26 protein-coding genes are annotated in these 18,230 nt (G+C 42.1%); all 26 read right to left on the bottom strand.

Translation table 11 applies throughout. The annotated features are described in order from the left end of the window. Positions 1-112: 112 nt before the first annotated feature. Positions 113-442 carry a hypothetical protein gene (locus tag A4V03_RS17605; RefSeq protein WP_024986368.1) on the bottom strand — a complete coding sequence of 110 codons (330 nt, stop codon included), beginning with the start codon at positions 440-442 and terminating at the stop codon, positions 113-115. Further along, a complete protein-coding gene (locus A4V03_RS17610) occupies positions 442-1,866 on the bottom strand; it encodes a phage portal protein (protein WP_005655441.1) in 1,425 nt (474 codons plus the stop codon). Before A4V03_RS17610 ends, A4V03_RS17605 begins: the two co-directional genes overlap by 1 nt. A gap of 15 nt (positions 1,867-1,881) precedes the next feature. Next, complete coding sequence (locus tag A4V03_RS17615; protein WP_008642503.1) at positions 1,882-3,312, bottom strand: phage terminase large subunit; 1,431 nt, start codon at positions 3,310-3,312, stop codon at positions 1,882-1,884. Further along, positions 3,299-3,775, bottom strand: a complete 477-nt coding sequence (locus A4V03_RS17620) for a hypothetical protein (protein ID WP_008642501.1) — start codon at positions 3,773-3,775, stop codon at positions 3,299-3,301. The genes A4V03_RS17615 and A4V03_RS17620 overlap by 14 nt, the downstream gene beginning before the upstream one ends. A gap of 98 nt (positions 3,776-3,873) precedes the next feature. Then, positions 3,874-4,113, bottom strand: a complete 240-nt coding sequence (locus tag A4V03_RS17625; RefSeq protein WP_005655447.1) for a hypothetical protein — start codon at positions 4,111-4,113, stop codon at positions 3,874-3,876. 32 nt (positions 4,114-4,145) lie between these two features. Beyond that, complete coding sequence (locus A4V03_RS17630) at positions 4,146-4,751, bottom strand: hypothetical protein (protein ID WP_005655448.1); 606 nt, start codon at positions 4,749-4,751, stop codon at positions 4,146-4,148. 6 nt (positions 4,752-4,757) lie between these two features. Next, positions 4,758-5,873 (bottom strand): DUF4417 domain-containing protein, encoded by a 1,116-nt coding sequence (locus tag A4V03_RS17635; protein WP_032530958.1) that lies wholly within the window; start codon positions 5,871-5,873, stop codon positions 4,758-4,760. Then, positions 5,863-6,300, bottom strand: coding sequence for a hypothetical protein (locus A4V03_RS17640; RefSeq protein WP_065539758.1), 438 nt, complete (start codon positions 6,298-6,300; stop codon positions 5,863-5,865). Before A4V03_RS17640 ends, A4V03_RS17635 begins: the two co-directional genes overlap by 11 nt. A gap of 84 nt (positions 6,301-6,384) precedes the next feature. Further along, a complete protein-coding gene (locus tag A4V03_RS17645) occupies positions 6,385-6,825 on the bottom strand; it encodes a hypothetical protein (RefSeq protein ID WP_065539759.1) in 441 nt (146 codons plus the stop codon). Further along, positions 6,825-7,241, bottom strand: coding sequence for a hypothetical protein (locus tag A4V03_RS17650; RefSeq protein ID WP_065539760.1), 417 nt, complete (start codon positions 7,239-7,241; stop codon positions 6,825-6,827). Before A4V03_RS17650 ends, A4V03_RS17645 begins: the two co-directional genes overlap by 1 nt. After that, positions 7,238-7,495, bottom strand: coding sequence for a demethylase (locus A4V03_RS17655; protein ID WP_065539761.1), 258 nt, complete (start codon positions 7,493-7,495; stop codon positions 7,238-7,240). The genes A4V03_RS17650 and A4V03_RS17655 overlap by 4 nt, the downstream gene beginning before the upstream one ends. Position 7,496: 1 nt before the next feature. After that, positions 7,497-8,504 (bottom strand): Fe-S-oxidoreductase, encoded by a 1,008-nt coding sequence (locus A4V03_RS17660; RefSeq protein WP_065539762.1) that lies wholly within the window; start codon positions 8,502-8,504, stop codon positions 7,497-7,499. Between the two features lie 12 nt (positions 8,505-8,516). Beyond that, entirely contained in the window at positions 8,517-8,693 is a 177-nt protein-coding gene (locus A4V03_RS21085; RefSeq protein ID WP_167371346.1) for a hypothetical protein, read from the bottom strand. Between the two features lie 5 nt (positions 8,694-8,698). Then, positions 8,699-8,860: a hypothetical protein gene (locus tag A4V03_RS21090; RefSeq protein WP_165450631.1), complete on the bottom strand. Its 162-nt coding sequence runs from the start codon at positions 8,858-8,860 to the stop codon at positions 8,699-8,701. Next, positions 8,857-9,672, bottom strand: a complete 816-nt coding sequence (locus A4V03_RS17665; protein WP_065539763.1) for a ParB/RepB/Spo0J family partition protein — start codon at positions 9,670-9,672, stop codon at positions 8,857-8,859. Before A4V03_RS17665 ends, A4V03_RS21090 begins: the two co-directional genes overlap by 4 nt. Positions 9,673-9,992: 320 nt before the next feature. Beyond that, positions 9,993-10,463, bottom strand: a complete 471-nt coding sequence (locus A4V03_RS17670) for a hypothetical protein (protein ID WP_065539764.1) — start codon at positions 10,461-10,463, stop codon at positions 9,993-9,995. 7 nt (positions 10,464-10,470) lie between these two features. Continuing rightward, positions 10,471-10,734, bottom strand: coding sequence for a hypothetical protein (locus A4V03_RS17675; protein ID WP_007219318.1), 264 nt, complete (start codon positions 10,732-10,734; stop codon positions 10,471-10,473). Continuing rightward, positions 10,731-11,390 carry an AAA family ATPase gene (locus A4V03_RS17680; RefSeq protein WP_226812473.1) on the bottom strand — a complete coding sequence of 220 codons (660 nt, stop codon included), beginning with the start codon at positions 11,388-11,390 and terminating at the stop codon, positions 10,731-10,733. Before A4V03_RS17680 ends, A4V03_RS17675 begins: the two co-directional genes overlap by 4 nt. Continuing rightward, positions 11,311-12,099, bottom strand: coding sequence for a hypothetical protein (locus tag A4V03_RS17685; protein WP_236588603.1), 789 nt, complete (start codon positions 12,097-12,099; stop codon positions 11,311-11,313). The genes A4V03_RS17680 and A4V03_RS17685 overlap by 80 nt, the downstream gene beginning before the upstream one ends. Before the next feature lie 74 nt (positions 12,100-12,173). Further along, positions 12,174-12,932, bottom strand: a complete 759-nt coding sequence (locus A4V03_RS17690) for a hypothetical protein (protein WP_065539766.1) — start codon at positions 12,930-12,932, stop codon at positions 12,174-12,176. A gap of 26 nt (positions 12,933-12,958) precedes the next feature. After that, positions 12,959-13,393: a hypothetical protein gene (locus A4V03_RS17695; protein WP_007219315.1), complete on the bottom strand. Its 435-nt coding sequence runs from the start codon at positions 13,391-13,393 to the stop codon at positions 12,959-12,961. A gap of 44 nt (positions 13,394-13,437) precedes the next feature. Further along, on the bottom strand, positions 13,438-14,019 hold the full coding sequence (locus A4V03_RS17700) for a hypothetical protein (RefSeq protein ID WP_065539767.1): 582 nt from the start codon (positions 14,017-14,019) through the stop codon (positions 13,438-13,440). A gap of 131 nt (positions 14,020-14,150) precedes the next feature. Then, positions 14,151-14,582, bottom strand: coding sequence for a NinB/YbcN family protein (locus A4V03_RS17705; protein WP_065539768.1), 432 nt, complete (start codon positions 14,580-14,582; stop codon positions 14,151-14,153). A 4-nt stretch (positions 14,583-14,586) separates the two neighbouring features. Continuing rightward, complete coding sequence (locus tag A4V03_RS17710) at positions 14,587-15,315, bottom strand: MBL fold metallo-hydrolase (RefSeq protein WP_065539769.1); 729 nt, start codon at positions 15,313-15,315, stop codon at positions 14,587-14,589. Positions 15,316-15,321: 6 nt separating this feature from the next. Continuing rightward, positions 15,322-16,260, bottom strand: a complete 939-nt coding sequence (locus tag A4V03_RS17715; protein ID WP_008642484.1) for a recombinase RecT — start codon at positions 16,258-16,260, stop codon at positions 15,322-15,324. 8 nt (positions 16,261-16,268) lie between these two features. Next, entirely contained in the window at positions 16,269-18,230 is a 1,962-nt protein-coding gene (locus A4V03_RS17720) for an AAA family ATPase (RefSeq protein WP_065539770.1), read from the bottom strand.

The following is an 18,230-nucleotide window of genomic DNA, read 5'->3' on the forward strand; positions in this document are numbered from 1 at the left end:
GGTGCAATAGTCCTTATCTAAAAACTTGCTGTATTTATGGAAAGGGCATTTGCATAAGAACGGTTCGCCTTTCCAGTTCAATTCGTGGAAGTCGAAAGCGTGTTTGCAGTCCCTACAATGGTAGTTCTGCGTTGATGCTTGTTTTTTCTTTGCCATAGTCGCTATCATCTAAGAAACTGTATAACAAATCTTTTTTAGTATTGAAGCAATTACATTCATTATGCTTACAAATTGGGTCTTTATCACCAAAACTTCTATACTCACTTCTTTGCACCTCTACATATATAATTTTGGTATAATACTCCCCCGAAAGGGAACAAGTACCTACAGGTACATCACCTATTACCTCCACTTCAATATTGCTAATTTGGATTTTCTCCGGCTTATTATTGCGCATAATCCAAACCTTATCGCCAACATTGTATTTTGTCTTTATTTCCATTATTCAGCCCCTCCGAAAACGTCCATTTTGTTTAACTCCATTTGTTGCTCCATCCGTTCCGCTTCTTCTTGTTTTAGCCGCTCTATTTCTTGTTTCGCATCTTTTACAAGGTAGGACAATTCTACATAGGTTTCACGGCTCAATGCCCCATCATTGTATTGCTTAGATAAGTCGGCAAGCAATTCGCTCACATCTTCCCCGAAAGGCTCTTGGAACTCATGCCTTAACAGCAAGGCATCATATTCAGCCTTATGCCGATAGTCAAGCACATTACCTAAAATAGCTATCATAAGGTTAGCGTGGCGTTTCATATAATCATCGTGCTTTTCCTTGTGGCGTTCAGCCTTAATAACGGCAAGCAACATCACTTTGCGTATAGCCTTTGCCGAAAGGTTGCCTAATGATTTCATATTGTCAAAATCAATGTTGGGCGTGAAAGACTTTGAAAGAATGTGTTTATCCAATCTTTCAAACTCATTCTTTTTGCTTTCGCTCGCCTCATTCCATGTAAGGTAGCGTACATCACCGCCATTTTTGAGAATAAACAGTTTGGCTTCTTCTTCCGACTTTGGCAAGCTATTGAGGATTTCAGAAGTAGCCACCATTGCCGGGTTAGAAAAGCGGTCATTAGTATCTGCATCGGTGCTTTCCATTATTTCAGAGCGTTCAATCATGGGTTGCACCTCCTTATGTTCGGGCGTTTGCTCAAATATCAGCACGGGAATTTTCCCTATTGGATTATCCTTTATCTCAACCTCCCAACCCATTTTGCCACGTTTGGCACGATATACAGTCTCTTTAGTGTATATATCCACATGGTAAACGGTATTGTTGCCTGCCTCTGTCAGATAGTAACCCCATGCAAAAGCGGTAATCCGTTTGTATTGGTCACGAATGGTATAAATATCATCGTTGTTTTCCCGGCTCAACACATTCAGCAAAAGGGATGGTTTATTATCACTATCCCGGTACACATGGTAAAGAATGGCAGAAATGCCCTCCGCACCAGCCAAACGTTTAGCCTCTCTAACTTTGGCATTGAAATGTATTTCATTCAGCCAATCTTTGTAGTTCTGAAAAGCATAATCCGTACCCGTTGAAAGCTGTTGCCATTTTACGGGTCTGCCATAGAGAAACACCAAAGAAATTTCATTGATGAATTGAGGGTAAGGAATAGGGATTTTCCACCGTTTACTCCAACGTAGAAAGTTGCCTTTCTTATCGTAAACGGCTCTATCCTTACGCTCCATCACTTTGTGAGTGTCAATCTTATACTCACGTAAATTATTGGCGGCTTCTTCCGCATGGGCTTTCATCATGGAAAGAGCACGGGTCACATCCTTAGCCGTCAAAAGGTCGGCAAAGTTTTGTTGGTAGCCAATAGCCGCCTTTACCTCGTTAGAAATAATGTTTAATAATCCCATTTTGCTTTATTGTTTTTAAGCGGTTATACCTAATCTGCGTTCTATATCATCGGGTATATCATACTCGTTATAGTCAAACCATGCTCGCATCAGAAACATATCCCTCCAGTCCGGGGAACAACCAATATCCATCTTGATTTCTTCTTTGGGTTTCAATTTTAGTTTCCCGTCCGAATCAGCTTTCCATGTTTGCAGTTGTTCCAGTTCCCTTATGATTTCTTCCTTATCGGCAGTGCTTATCAAATCCTCATCTATCCCCACTTCCGTAGCGTTTATGTGGTCTGCCAGCTTGTAGCCGCATTGAGTCTGTAGGTTTTGGTAGTTTTCACCATTGAAAGGGGTAGAGTTGTTCACGAATCCCTGAATGTCGCAATTATCCACCACTCCACCGCCTACACCGTCCTCATCAACGATACATTTATGGTTGGGTATTCTATACTTCTTTTGCTTGTTGATTATCCACGTCTGAATGTCGGTAGTCTTAGACACGGGAAAACATTGTAGCTCTATGATATGCCAACCGTCCCAAACGGCAAGACGGGCATAGTCAGCTCCGAAGCGTGCAATATCGCCTGTAATATAGTTTGTACCTGTCTTGATTGAAATCTTATTCCCGAATATCTCACAGATTGCATCATGTGAACAAAGGGCGTTGGGGTTATCGTCATATTCCCAATTACCTTTCAAAAGACGTTCACGCTTTACTTTATCCTTTGTGGTTTTCAAGCCCTCTATATAATCGGGGTCTATGAATGGATTTTCTTGTACAAGGCAAGCAAGGTAGTACATATATTCGGGCAATTCCCCTTTCTTATCCGGCTTGTAGAATGTATCATACATCCAATTCTTTTTAGGGTTGCACGTAATGAATAACTTTCGCCTCAACCCCAGTTCATTGTTAAGGTGTCGCCCGATACGTGTTTTCAATGTATCATAAGCTCCAAAATTCACCTCGCCACCCTCTTCAATCCAGCCGCCTGTATATTCGATTGAGCCGTAACGCTCATACAGAGGGTCGCCCGGCTTATATTGCAAGTCCAGCAAGTCAATGCGTGAACCGTTGAAAAATTCGATATAATTGTATTGCCCGTTATACTTGTACAAGGTATCATCAACCCCATATTGATTGCAAACCTTGTAAAATGTGATAAGTGTAGATTGTGTGATACGCTTTAACTCGGCACGTCCGATAAACCACTTTGAACCGGGATAACAGAGGCACATAAACAGAAGCCACACCGCACCCGTCCATGATTTTGCACCCCCGGCAGCACCTCCGTACAAAAGTTCAACGTGTTCATTGTCGGTAAGTATCTTCAAAGCGTGTTCTTGCTTCTCATGCTTCAAACCATCCTTTACGGTGATGAAGTCGAAACAACCACGCTTGAAAAGCTCAATCTTCACTGCAAGTGCCATCGGCACGTCTGTAACCTTACTTCGTGCCATTGCCTGCCTTTATTTTTTCCAGCAAGGAATTGTATTGTAGCAACTCATCCGTAGTAAGAGCCGACAAATCCATGCTGTTGTTGGTTACTTGTGCGTTTACTTCGCTCTCTATCTGTTGGGTGGGTTTACCGAAAACCCTATCAAACAGACTATCTACCGTATAAGTCCTACCATAGCGAATATCTGCGTTAATGGCAGACACCACATTTAGCACCCACACGGGCGTTTTCTTGTTGGGCGTTCCGTCTTTGTTCTTAACCAACCCCTCCAAAGTTTCGGGCGTACTTTCCATCAAGAAACGGATAACCTTATAGTAGTCCTCTTTGCTCATTTCCGGAGCTACCTTTTTGCCCGTAATATCTTTGATGTATTTATACACGGACGGCTTCCTACCCGAATTTTGGGGTTGGTTATCAGATGAAAATCTATTCCCTATTTTATTTCCTTTCTCAAAAAGTGCCATCCGTTGATTTATCGTTGGTTTATGTGTTCTGCAAACACATTTATGAAGTAAAGAAAATCGGATAGCGTGATACCGTCCGATTCCCTTTACCCGGTTAATTATTCTATGATACTCTCTTGTGCCTTGTACTTATCCCAAAACCAAAGGATGGTATCACCGCCCTTTTCGTCTATCATTTCATCGTAGGCATCCAATTCCTCCAAAAGGGCGTTCGCCTTGTCAATTACCGAAGTGAGATGCTTTTGCTGATAATCATCAGCATTCCAAACCTCGATTTCACCATTTAATTGCTGCTTGATTACCTTAATCTCATCAGCGGTTAATTCTATCTTCTCCATGTTGCATTGAATTAATTTAAGCAAAAATACCTCTATAGTTTGTATTTCTTGCAGATTTCCTTTACTTTCTTGGTATATTTATCACTTTTACCATGTATCGCTTTAGTAACGGTTTCAGCCCAGAACTCCGACACATTGGTTTCCGCATACTTTCCATACCCGGATTTCTTATTGTCTTTCTTCCAAGACTTAAATAATTTATTCACTTCCTTTCCAGCCGCTTTTTGGTTTGCCCCTGTCATATTTGCATTCCATGTAGCGTGTGCCAACTCATGTGTTACGGTATGGGCTACCGCTTTGTTGGTTTTCGTACTCCACCCACTCGCATAGCCTCTCTTGTGTGAAGCTTCCACAGCTTTTTTCGTTTGCATGAAATGCTTTTTATTAAGGTAAACACCCTCCGACTTCCCATTAGCCGTAACGTGTACGCCATAAGTGCCAGCCGATAGTTCTGCCAACTTTACATTCTTTTGCCTTACACCAAGTACGGAATGATAGCGTGAAATAGCTTCTTTGGTTGCCTTATACAGAGCCGGGTCTTTCATGTTTACCAAAGGCTCAGGCTTACCAACAGAGCCTTTATATGTTGCATCACCCGGTTGCAGTCCTCCACGTGTTCCACTTGAATTTCGTCCCATAATACTTTACTTCTTTTTTGCGTTAATAAAATCTGTGACGTACAACAGCCCATGTTCACGGCAGAACTTCTGAATTTCCGTACCCCCACCATAAACGATAAGGTTTGGTTTTTCAAGCCCGCTTATTTCTTGGGCTACTTGCAAATCAGATTTAAGGCTTTCCATCCAACCGTCCAGCCCACGGGTAAAGAAAGCATTATATCCTTTGGGAATACCCATTTTGTTGTACTCAATAAACTTGTGAGAAACATTCAAGTCAGCATAAACCTTGATTCCGCATTCTTGGAAGTAACGAGAAAGCCAACGTTTCTTGTAGATAAGCTGAATGCCCCACGCTACAGGCGTTTGGTCGTGGCAACTACAATTCGGCTCTACCACCGCCTTGCATCCGCTTGTGAGTAAATTTATCGGGTCTTTGAAAAGAGCCTCAAAGCGATAATCGTCCACATAGAAATGATATGTCGCCACATCTTTACGCAAACGGCTGTTAGCACCCCACGGAGATAAAGGCAATTCTACCTTTCCAGCTTGCATATCCAATAAGAGATTGGGAATTTCAAAGACGTTATCGCTTTCATAAAGAACGTCCTTAAACATGGAACGGTAGAAAGATTCCTTTTCGGCTTCTTCCTCGCTTTGTTCCTCATCGTCCATTTCTTCCTCTGCGCTTTGGTCGGCTTCCGTTTCCTCTGCCTCTTTAGCCGCTTTCTTCTTACCCTTTCCGGGCTTCTCATCATCGGATGGAAAATCAAGCCCAATAAAGCCGAAATCTACATCTTTCCAAAACTCATCCATTTGTAAGGCATTGTAAGCCCAATCGCCATTGTTGATATTATCCCTCAGAATAATATCCTTTTCCTCATCCGGGGTCAGTTCCGAATAAAGAATAACGGGCACATCGGCAAGTTTCAGCTTTCTTGCAGCCTTCAAGCGTTGGTTTCCTGCCAATACCACCAGTTTACCGTCACGCTCCATAACCGCCAAAGGTCGGTGTTTCCAAAAGCCGTTTATCTTTATGGAATCCACCAGCCTTTCAAAGTCATTCTTCGTAATGGTACGTGGATTTTCAGGCAACAAAACCAGCTCCGAAACTTTCTTGTATGTAATCTCACTACATTTCATTCTCAACCTCCGTTTCGTCTTTGGTTTCGTCATTCTCCGAAGAATGGGAATCCGGCATTAATTGTTCCTCATCATCTTCTACACAGAAGCCCTTTCTAAAAAGTTCACAGAGCTTCACAAAGCGGTAACGCCTGCGGTACTTCACATATACCAGCTTTGCACCTACGGAATCTTTGCCAATGGCATAGAAAGAACCCCGGTAATCAACGGGCAATGCCACCGCACCATAGATACTAACCGAATCATCGGACACGCTCGTAATGGTTGCGTGCCTATCGTATTTGCCATTGATATAAACGTGTATCTTTTCCCCTTGCTTCAAATGCTCTTTTGGGGCAAACCTCCAAAAGTTCCTACCTATATACTCAGACATGAGCAACAAGGCTAAAAAAAACAGCGTTAATCCGATAAGAATATACATACCCATAGCTTATTTGTTTACTTGGTGAATCATATTGCAAATATACTAAATATGCGTTTATCAAACACATATTTGACCGTAAAAAGAATACTAAAAGCCATAAACCAACATTGCGCCATCACGTCCATGCTCATTTGTCTGTTTTTGCCATCCAGTCAAAGCCCTAAACCGTTCTTGTGTCAGCTTGGTTACATTGCGTTTCGGGGCAACCATTTCATACTCCACGCCCAACTCTTTTAGATAATCATCCCATATAGAGGCATCCCGTTTCACAGAGCCTACACCTTGCAACTTCTTACGTTCCATTTCACGGCTCATACGTTCCGTTCCGAACCACGTTCTTTGCCGGGGGTCTTCCACCCTTACAATCACTTTGTCACCTATACCAGCCTTATACTCATCATACAAGGAACGTACACGCTCCATCGCTTTATGTATAGGCAAAGAGCATACTTGAAGTAGGGAACGCTGCTTGCTATCCCAAACAGCGAACCCAGTATTTACACCCGTATCAATCCCTACATAAATCATTATTCAGCCTCCATTTCTCCGTTGGGAATCTGATACAGAATAACGCCCTTAATCTCGTTTGCTTCGGCTCTATCTCCGAAAATCTGAGCCATCATAAGGTTATTAGGCAGATATTTGTACCTCACCTCTTTAATGAGCGGCAAACCTATCGGGGCTTCACTTATCACGTGCAACGTCCATAGCCCATCATCTTTAGATATGGTTACAAAGGCATTCTTATAGAGGAAAGAACCAACTTTATACACTCCGTAATCATCCACATCGGTAAAATCCGCTTTTGCAGTTTCTTCCAGCTTCTTTATGAAGTCGGGGCGCATACGCTTCTTTTTCTTCTTGAAGTATTCAGGGTAAACCACCATACCTTTGTTCTCTGCGTTGGCTTTCGCCAATTTTGCTTGCAATTCCTCTTTGCTCATAGGTCAAATAAATTTTTATAATACTCAAAATTCTTGTTTTCTATCTTTATATCTTCCGGGTAATGAGTGGCGCATCCGTACCATTCATTGTAGCATTTAGGACAAAACCAGCAATTTAGCACGGCTACATAATAGCCAGTATTAGAAGTACCGTTACATCTATCGCAAATACCAATACCGCCAATTTTAGCCAACTCGTTTCGGCTCAATTCAATCACCTTAAACCTTTTGGGGTTATCTACTATTTTAGCCATATCAGTATATTGTTTCTTGGTAACTTGAAGTAGGAACTTTCCCGGATAGGATAGCGTTGCCACACGTGATAAGCCCGTTATCTTCATCATAAGAGGGGACAAACACAATAACATCGAATCCGTTGCCTTTCAAATCTTCCTCCACGGCTTTATATGGGGTAAACAGCTCATAGCCTCCGCTTGTGTGCAAATCGTTCTCATCACAGCTATTTGTTCGGTGCAATGGGGTAATCTTACACATAAATTTATCGGGGTTGAAAAGCTCTCTCAAACGCTTGCCGTCTATATGCGTATCATCAGCCAAAGCAAAGTTTAAGGCATATTTCCTGCCAACAGGCATAGGCAGCGACTTTCCAATTTCTGATATTTCACCAAGTGAAAGCGAACTACCCGAAAACAGATAATTTCTTTCTTCATCATTCGTTGTATTGATGGAGAATTGAAGTCCGGCATCACCTTTATAAAACTCGTTCTTTATGTAACACCACTTATGTAAGAACTCAACCAGCTTCTTATTTTTCTTTGGCAGCATTGTACTTATAACCGGGTGTACCAAAGAATCGCCTATAAACGGCTCTATGTCTTTCTTTATACTGATTGCATGAAGCAACACATTTGCGTTCCATGTAGGCTCTCCCATACGTGCATAATGTATGTTTAGACGTTTCGTGTGCTTCACTTCCGGGTGTTGCTTGATAGCCGTTAGCACTTCTCCTTTCAAATCATTAAAAGTGGCATTTCTCCCAATACCCACTTTTGGAACATCGCAGAACTTGCAGCCCATAGAGCAACCGTACTGTGTGGAAATGGTAATCACCCATTTTTCAGTAAGAGGCATCGGCTCGCCATTGGGTACACCGTTCAAATCACGGGTAATCCCCAAAAAGTCCGCTTTGATATTAGCGTTCTTACCATAATCTCCAACCGTAAGGAACTCCAACATTCCCTTTTCACCTATAGCGGTATATATTTCGCCCGTAGGCACTACTATCTTCTTTTTAATTTCCATATCTTCAAATCATTAAAATGCAAATACTACTTTTTCACCATTCATAGCCCTTTTTCGCAGGGTGGGGTATCGCTCATAAACTTTGTTAGCCATATCCTCAATATCGAATTTGAAAGCCGGGCAATACCTATATCTGAAAGCCGCATAAAAGCGGTCATTCAGCATTATGTCAATCATCAGCGTTTTCATGCCATCTATTTACCACAACAAGGTAATTTAGTGTTAAACACGTCTTTCAGCCATTGTTTGTACGGGAGAATTGGCTTACCGTATAAAGTCATATTGGCTTTGTAGCTCTCATACATTTGTTTGCGGAAATCCGCAGGTATTTGTTCCTTTTCTTTCCTCAGTTTCATTTTATACCCTCTTTCTTGTATTCTCTCATCGCTTGGCTAAGGCTTTCCGTCTTATCCAGTAGCTTTGCCAGCTTATCCACGTCCACGATAACCTCACCATCCAAATAAGCCCAAACCTTTCTCAGAGCTTCCGCAATGGCTTTTGCTTCTTTAGAATCTTTCAGAGAATTAAGAACCTCCTTATTGGTAGCTGTAGCCCTACCGTTTTCTTTGGCGTTATCCACAGCCGACTTTGCAGCATTTACCTGTTCTTTCTCACTGCCATAATTGGCGGCAATCTCCTTAGCTGCCTTAACCGACAATTCCCCTTTCATAATCCTTTCTTGAATGTACGGGGGCAAATCCAACAAGGAAAGGCATTTGCTTATGAAAGCCGGGCTTTTCTTGAACTTATCCGCTATCTCAACTTGGCTATATCCAAATTCTTCTTTGAAACGTCTGAACATGATAGCGCACTCGTATTCGGTAAATTTCTTACCCTCGTTACGCATCATCTGTTGAATGTACAATTCTTCAGTAGAAGCGTCCTTTCGGGCTTTCATGGCACGAACATAAGGAATATCCGCACCCTCGGATATAGCCAACATGGTAGCCCTATACCTGCGTTCACCATCCACCAATTTGTATTTCTCGTTGCCATCATCATCCTTAAAGGCTATAACCGTCAGAGGATTTAAAACACCCTTTGCCTTTATTTGCTCTTTCAGTTCGTCAAGGTCAAAATCACGTCTTACATTGAAACCGTCCACAACCACGATATTACGGGGGTCAATCAAAAACAGGTCTGTATTTTTTGTTTTATTCGTTTCCATACTACTATCATTTATTGGGCTTATAATGTTTACAATACTTCTTTCTTGCTGTTATGCGCCTACCTAATTTGTAGCAATACATTTGGGTTGTATGAGGATAACACCAATAGTATTTACATTCGCTACAGTGTCTTATTTCATTCATACTTGCAATTGAATTTGCCACAATTACATTTGAAATGAGGAAGTACACCTTTGGGGTCTGTATATTTAGTACCACCCTTAACTATTGTATGAGCCATACAGCAATAAGCACTATAACCGTCCCTTATTTTTTTCAACTTCATAAAAGAGCAATTATTACAAATCTTTTCCATGTCTTAGTATCTAAAAGAGGTAAAATGAATAACAACACCTTCAAAAACATTCTCTTTGTTGTTCCCGAAAAACCATTCTACAAAGTCCTCCACGCTCAAACCATCATTCTTTGCTACTTCATGGATTGAAACTTTCTTGTTGTCTACCCATACTTTGGGTATGGTATCATCGCTTCCATAGGTCATAGTAATATGCTGTAAACCTATCTTCTCATACCGGGCAAATTCCCGTTGCTCTGAGTTGTACGGTCTGCCCGTCCATTCACGCACTGAAAGATATTTTTTACCGGATGCAATATCTTTATATCTCTTATCCCACACGCCATTTTTATTGTAGCGTATAGTATGTATCTTCTTATGCTCTTTTAGTTTGCCCTCAAACTCTGTAGGCTTTCCAGCCAAAGAATGTGTAACCGGGAATACACGGCATAAGGTCACAACCACTTTTTTCTTTTCTGATTTTTGGTGTTGCATAGCTTTATTATTTACTTGGTGTATTACTCGCTGAATAATAAGCAAGCGTTATCACATCCCACATTTCGCTCACAATGGCAAACGAAAATGTCTTATCCGGGTGGGTACTACTTGGCATATCCAGCATTTCTTTTTGTATCGCCTCGTTCCAATAATGGCAATCGGGCGTGTAGTTAGATTGAAAGCTATTAATGCTTGCAATAAGTTCGTTGTAATACGCTTCACCGAAAGCATTAATGAGCTTTGTTTTGTTTCTGAGCGCAAATCTCATTTTCGATAGCTTTTTTGGCTGTAGTGCAGCCGTTCAAACATTTCTTCCATTCTATCAGCAATACGCTCTCCGTACCTGTCGCCAAATTCCTCATCTGCCAAATTGGAAGTGGCTATAGTGAATAGCTGCCTGTCATATCGGGCATAGATTAGTTCAGTAACCGGGGAAAACTCGTTGCCCCAACTTTTCACGCTTGCTGGTTCAGTGCCCACATCATCAATAAACAAAAGTTCTTGATTCTTTAGCTTGTTGAAATAAGTCGGGTCATCGGCTATTGACTTGGCAAGGTTCAGAGCTGATATGCGGTACACACCCTTTCTTTCGGAAGATAAATCACTATTGTATAAGATACCTATAATGTTGCATATCGCCTTTGCAAGCGTGGTTTTACCACTCCCTACCGTACCATACAGAAGCAAGCCGAACTTTCCGTTTCCGCAAAGGAACTTAGCTGCTTTGCCTATCTTTTCCAACGTGGCTTCATCCGAAACATACTTCATGTTTCTGCGCTCAACTTCTGACTGATAACACATCCTTAGCATTTCCGCTATGTCCTTTTCGGGAAACTTCTCAATCTTAAAGCGTGTCCCTAAAAGTCCTCTTTGCGCTTGGTTTGCCAATATCTGTTGCAATCGTTGTACCAGTTTGTTGTCCATATCTATTCATATTTTCGTAATACTTATCTTTTACCCAGCCCCTAATAGTCAGGTAATCGGATTTATACTTCTTACCCTTAGAACCTTTGTAATTGTTGAGAATATCAATCATCGCTTTAGCGGCTTCTTCGCCATATTCGGTACATAATTTTGCGTATTCATCACGTGTCAAAGTAACGTAATCAGCATAATTGTACTTCTTGGCTTTTGCAATCTTCCGCTGTTGTTCATCAGTCAGTGGCGGTGGATTCTCCGGCAAATCATCGGGAAATAGGTCTGCTTGCGCCCCGTGTTGCGTTTCAGCCGTTGGGGAAGGTGTATGTGGCATTTCTATCGGTGGCGTTTCCACAAGCGCATCAACTTTGGCTAATATCCGTTTACCCATAGTTACACCACCTTTTTTCCCAGCCTCAGACCGTTTTACCCGTATTGATTCCATCTTGACCATATCAGCGTTGTACAAAGCCCCATCATTCCTTACAGACAATAATTCAGCGTTAATCAATGATTCTATCAGCTCCTTTGTTCCACTTCCGTAAAGGGCTTCTAATTCATCAACCGTGTACGCACCGCCAATAGGTTTCAGCATAACCCCACGCTCTATACTCACCCACATACAGCAAAGCATATCCAGCCACAAGCCCTTACAAGCAAATGACAACCTCATAGCCGCATTGTTGGATAACCAAGCGGTGGCATCGAAAGGCATAGGCGGTATAATTTTTTTATTAGCCATATTATGAGCTGTTATAAGTGGGGGATTGCTCCCCCACGATATAGTATTTAGATTTCAAGAATAGCAATATCTGGGGCAATGGCACGAATACCGTCCAACACCTCATCAATACACTTATCTCTGTAGTCCTCTGCCAGTTCGTTAGCACCGGGCGAAACAAGTTGCAACAACACATCACCATTAGAAAGATAGTGGTCGAACTCAACTTCAATAGGTGTTTTTGCAGTTCCCTTGAAAATGGAGATGTTAATCGTGAAACTCTTGGGCAAATTACTTTCTACTTGTGAACGGTACACCTCAGCCATAGAGCCGGATGGGTCACGCTGTTTCTGAATTTCAGTCTTGGCGTTAGCCGTAAAGTTCTTTAACACCGAAACGAGCTTCATACAATCCTCTTTTTGCATAAATACGCCACGATTCAAACGCAGGAACTGCCCCAGTTTAGCAGGAATCCAGCCACATTCTCCGTTATTGATACCAAACTTTGAAAAGACTTCCGATAATTCCACCGTACCTACAAAGGTGTTTTTAGTGTAATAATCATCCTCATTCACGGTAAGCGTGATACTCATTTTCTCACGGTTTACCTTAACATTCGCACGCTTTTGGTCGATGGTGTCAATACGCTTTTCCAACCAATCTAACGGAGTTCTGATAACACCTGATACAGAAATACTTTCCGGTTGCTTAATGGGCAATTCGTCCAATGCTTTAGGAGCATTACCAATTCTGTACACTACTTCGATAGGTTTTTCACCCTTGTACTCACCGATGTTTACGGTTAATCCTTTTTCTTGATTTTCCATTTTACTAAAATTTAATGTGTTAATAATCAATCATTCGTGCCCGTTCTATCCGTTCTAATGGCACGGAATACGTTACGTTGTCTTTCTTCTTGCGTCATGGCACGTTGCTCCAGCAAATAACCCTCCGGGGTGTAGAATCCAACCATGCCCTCATCTTCATCTACAAACTTGAAGCAATCACCTTTTACATAATCGCCTCCGGCTTTCAACTCATCACGAACCTTTCCAATTCTCTCATCCAAAGGCTTAATTTTGGACTTGTATTCAGCTCTGATTCCAGCCAACTCATCTTCCAAATCAGCTTTTTGAATTGCTACGTTTGCAAGTTCAGCACGTCTTTCGTTAATCTGTTGCGTGTCAAATTTGCGTGTGTAGCTACGTTCTACAATTTGGTCGCAGCTATCACGTAGAATCTGTTCCCTTTGTTCCACCGGGGTATCGGCTAACATGATGTCTTTCATTTCACTTTATTTTTTAGTTGATAATATGTTTGATAAACACACTTTTATTTCAAACGATTTCCTACGGTAAAGTTGAATTTCAAATATTCAGCCCAAAGTTCAATGAATTGCTGCCCAAAATACTTAGCCTTTTCTTCCGTTTCTTGGCACAAGCGGAACCCAAGGGACGCATTCGCACACGAGGAACGAAAATTCGCATGCAGAAAACCGAAACCCGCAGACGCACCATGACTCGCAGTAGCAGACAAAAGGGCACCTCTTTGTTCGGGATTCATATCCTCAACCTCTTTCTTAGTCCATAAGGCAAACCACGGATACCAATACACTTTGCTTCCCTCTCCATCTGGCTTTGGTTGGAAATTTCTACCCCACAAAGCCCGGCTAATAGTTTCCAACTTCATAAGGGCTATGATATGATTGGGCAAATTATTAGGGTCTTCAAAAATAGGCTCACCAAGTGCCTTACAAGCATCCTCATACGTGCGAATTGTCTTGTAATCGTCCAGTGTAGGTTTTACCATTTCTTCCTTGCAGAACAAAGCCGCCAATATTTTCTTTGCTTCTCCACTTTCCGCTTCACGAAATGCAGCCGCTACTTCTTTCTCTGTAATTTCAAATGTTCTCATCTTTCAATGTTTTTAATTTGTTGATAATCTTTTTTGTTAATCTTATTGCGTTATCCACTCTCGTACTTTGTCCGGGTGGAATATTTGCTATCAAAATGGGCACTAAGCGTATCAGCTCAGATACCACGCTGTTAGGTATTCTTTTCATGGCTTCTCCAATATTTATCCGGGTCGGGAATATCCACATTCAGAAACTCTTTGGCGTACTCCCTCAGTTTTTCGCAATAGGTGGAGAATGTCACCGTGTCCATAGCGGCTGTAGAACACGGGAACTCTATAATCTCCCCCGTGTGCTTATTTACCACTTTGTCAGCCGTCATTTGAGCCTTAAAAAACTCATGCACTTGTTCTACTGAAACGAACTCCCAACCAGCTTCCAAAAGAGCGTCTAAAAGGATAGGGTAAATACACCCGAACAACCACCCGTTTTGGTCTAAAGAACGTGGCTTTCTGACTTTCTTAACCTCTATCCTATAGATACCATCCAAAGCGTTACGCATCCATTCGTATAGAGGCTTCAAATCAAATAACCCGTTTCTCTTTTCTACTTGGAGTTTAGCCATATCCTTATATTCTGTCTAAATCAATCGTTAAACCCAGCTTTGCCGCATAAACCACTTTCCCCGTATGCCTTTCCACTTCCGATATGAAATAAGGCTCATCGCTATTATTCTCGGAAAGGTGTAAAAGCACGATTTCCGAAACATGGGATAAGTCGTTTGCTTCCAAAAACCCCTTGCACGTAGTAAGCTCCATGTGTGAGGTAAGCAGACGTTCACGCTGTGAGGGCAACGTGCGCCCGGTTGTAATCGCCTCGATGAGCTTCTTATCAGAGTAATTGCACTCTATCAGCACATGGTTAAGCCCCTTGAACTGATATTCGCACATACAGCTATCGGTAAGAAATACCATCTTTCCCATATCGGGGTGGTCTATCAGATAGCCGACACATGGCACATCATGGCAAGCAGGAAAAGGAAGTACCTTAAAATTACCCATCTTATAGCCTTTGCCCTCTTTAACCACCAAAGAACGGGAATCCCAAACGCCCTTTGCAGTCCATACCTCCCGTAATGCCAACGTGTGAAATCCACTATCCACCATTGCCTTAATATATTTGGCGTGGTCGTTGTGGGCGTGCGTTACCACACACCCTACAACCTTTCTCAGATTGAAATCCAACGCTTTCTTGACTTCTTGGAAACGGATTCCAGCCTCTATAATCAGAGCTTCATTACCGTTATCCAAAATGTAACAGTTGCCACTACTACTTGAACCAAGAACTATCAGTTTCATACGCTATCAATATCCGGGGTCAATAGTTTCCGCTTGTTGCTCGCTTGACACGCTTTCAAAGCTCACATCTTCCGCATCAATCAACTGTTTGTTTGCGTAATTGTCGGTCAATATTTCACGCTGTGAAGTTTCGTCACCCTCGTAGTCATTGGTGATGGCATTTTGCATTTCTACGGACAAATAGCCGTATTTACTCAGTAAATTACGGATAACGGTTTTTTGTGCCATTCCGTGAAAGTTACCCATCCAACCAACCTTGTTGCTATCGGGAGAAACGGGCAAATTAGCCAAATTCAGCAACTTTTCAACCGTTACATCCTTATCGCTTGTGATGGCTTTACTGTATCGCTTTGCATGGTTTGCCATTTGCTCCACTGTCATGTACAAAGTCTTGCTAAAGCCGTTCATAAGTTCAAAGTAACAGAAATAGCCTATCACCTTATCGCTTTTCCTTTCACCGTCAAAGGCTATTTCCCCGGTCAGTTTGTTTACCTTGCGCAACTCACCATCATACACCACATCCGCATTGATGGTACGGTATTGTCCCGTGCGCATGGCAAGCTGAATATAACCCTTATAGCCCATTTGAAAAGTCGGCTCATACACTTTAATCCAGTTGCCCTTTTCATCCTTTTTGGAGTTTTTGAACGGGATAATGAAAGCATAGCCCAAAGCCTTGTTTATTGGCAAATGTAACGTGGCAGCTTTGAGTGCTTCCATTACCACCTGTTTAGGATTACAGAGTTGCAGATTGCTATCTCCGTTGTATAGGTCAATTACAGAGGCTACGAATGTTGCCGAATTTTTACCAAGCGCATTTTTGAATTGTTCTTGTACGCTTTCGGCATTCATCATGCTTTTAAGAATATCTACAGGCTTTCTTTGAGTAGCTACCTGCCCACCATTTGCAGCCTGTTGTATGGTTGTAGTCGCTTGCTGTGTCATAATCGCAATTATTTAATGGTTAGTTCTTTGTCCGTAGTTACCACCAGCCGGATAATCTGACTGAGTGATGGGATTATTTGATTCACGCTTTCCGCATTATCAACGAAAATCGGTGCAGATACCCCCTTTGCCGTGCAAATGGCATTGATTATATCTATTCCGGCATTGATTTGTCCGGCATTGTTCACGTCAAGGAAAGGTGTACCGTTCACGGTGCATACACACGTCAGTTTTTCGCCTCCGTTCAGTTGTTCGTTCACAAAGGAGAATGATACATATCTGAACATTCCGTTAATGCGTTTCAACAGCTCCGCATCCTTATCCTTTTGGAATTGGAGTGCCGTAAACTCCCATTTTTCAAGGTCTGCCAACTTTTGATTGTTGGCAATGCGCTTTTCTTCCAAAGAAGCGATTTCCTTTTCAGCCCTGCCGATTTGTTCACGGTTTGCCAAACGCTTGTATAAGCCTTGCACGGCTTCATTCAAAGTTCTTTTCTCCGATTGCAGTTCCGACACGTCCACAATCTTTGCATCCACTTTGAGCTGATTTTCAAGTTCGACAATCTCGTTCTTGATGTCAATGCAAGTTCGGTCGGATGCTATCATTGCTTCCACGTTTTGCGCCTCGGGGATAGAAGCCTTTGCTTGTTGAATATCGGCATTGATACGCTCTATCTTTTGTTCCAGCTCCTCGATTTCGGCATTGGTACGGTCTTTAAGCCCTTGCATTTCTTCAAGCCGTTGCTTTTTAGCCATGCCAGCCTCTTTATTCGCTTTCAGACGTGCCGCCTTATTAGCGTTAAAGTTGGCTTGCATTTCACGCTGCTTGGCTTCTATATCCTCAATTTCCAAAGGACGTTTGCAAGTGGGGCAAATAAATTCACCCTCATTATAGGTAAGTTCCTCCTTGCTGATAAATGAAAATTCACCACGCAATGCGGACAATTTGGTATTAAGCTTTTCTATCTCAATATCCATATCCGCAACCGATTGCCTTTTTCTGTCTAAAGAGGCTTTTTCAGTACGCAACGAATATTCCAATTCGTTCAGCTTCAAAGATGCCTCATTGCACCCTTTGTTAGCTTCTGTAGCGATTTCATTCATTCTACTATTGAGTTGTAGGCGTTTTTCACCTATTTGCTTTTGGATAAAAGCCTTACGTTGATATTCCTGCTCATTCAGCTTTGATTTGTCGGCAATTTGTTCCTCTATCTGCTGAATACGGGCATTTTTATCCTCAATCTCACTATCAATGGCTACCCAATCCTCTTCCTCCGGCATAAGTTTACGAGCCGTTTCTATCTGAGAGGGAATAACTGACAATTCATCTTTGCAAGCCTTTTTCTTGGCGGCTACCTCTTTGGCGTATTGGGCGATGCTCCTGCCGGACAACTGAGCCAGCAACTCCAAATATTCGGGCTTGGTCTGCGCTACGTCTTGGTCGGTAAGCGTTCCTACCATATCCAAAAGGATTTCTTTTTGCGCTTCCGGCTTCATTGATGTAAAGTAGAAAGGGTTGGTTATCATTCGGAAAACATCTTCCGGGATGATGGCAGCTACTTCACTATCATACTCCTTTTTGGTAGCCAACTTAACACCGTTCAAATAGAACTCTGTTGCATGATTCTTTAGGCTTTCTTCCGTAGTTCCACGTGGCTTGACCCAGTTTTCCACATAGCAGCGTTGCAGTGTTACCGTCTTGCCATCCACTGATAGTACACCAGTAACGGAGTGTTCAAGGTGCAAAATAGGCTTGCCGTCCGAATCCAACGTTTTAATGTTGAAATTACTATCCGACCGTCCCGTACTGTCTTTTCCAAAAAGAAGCCAAAGGAATGAATCGAACACAGTTGTTTTGCCCGTACCATTTTCTCCAGCAACCAGCGTTTCCGCATCGGAAAAACCGATATTTAGGCTTCTGATTCCCTTAAAATTCACAAGGGATAATGATTTTAATTTGATTGTTCGCAT

This window comes from Bacteroides caecimuris (genome assembly GCF_001688725.2).
GTDB lineage: Bacteria > Bacteroidota > Bacteroidia > Bacteroidales > Bacteroidaceae > Bacteroides > Bacteroides caecimuris.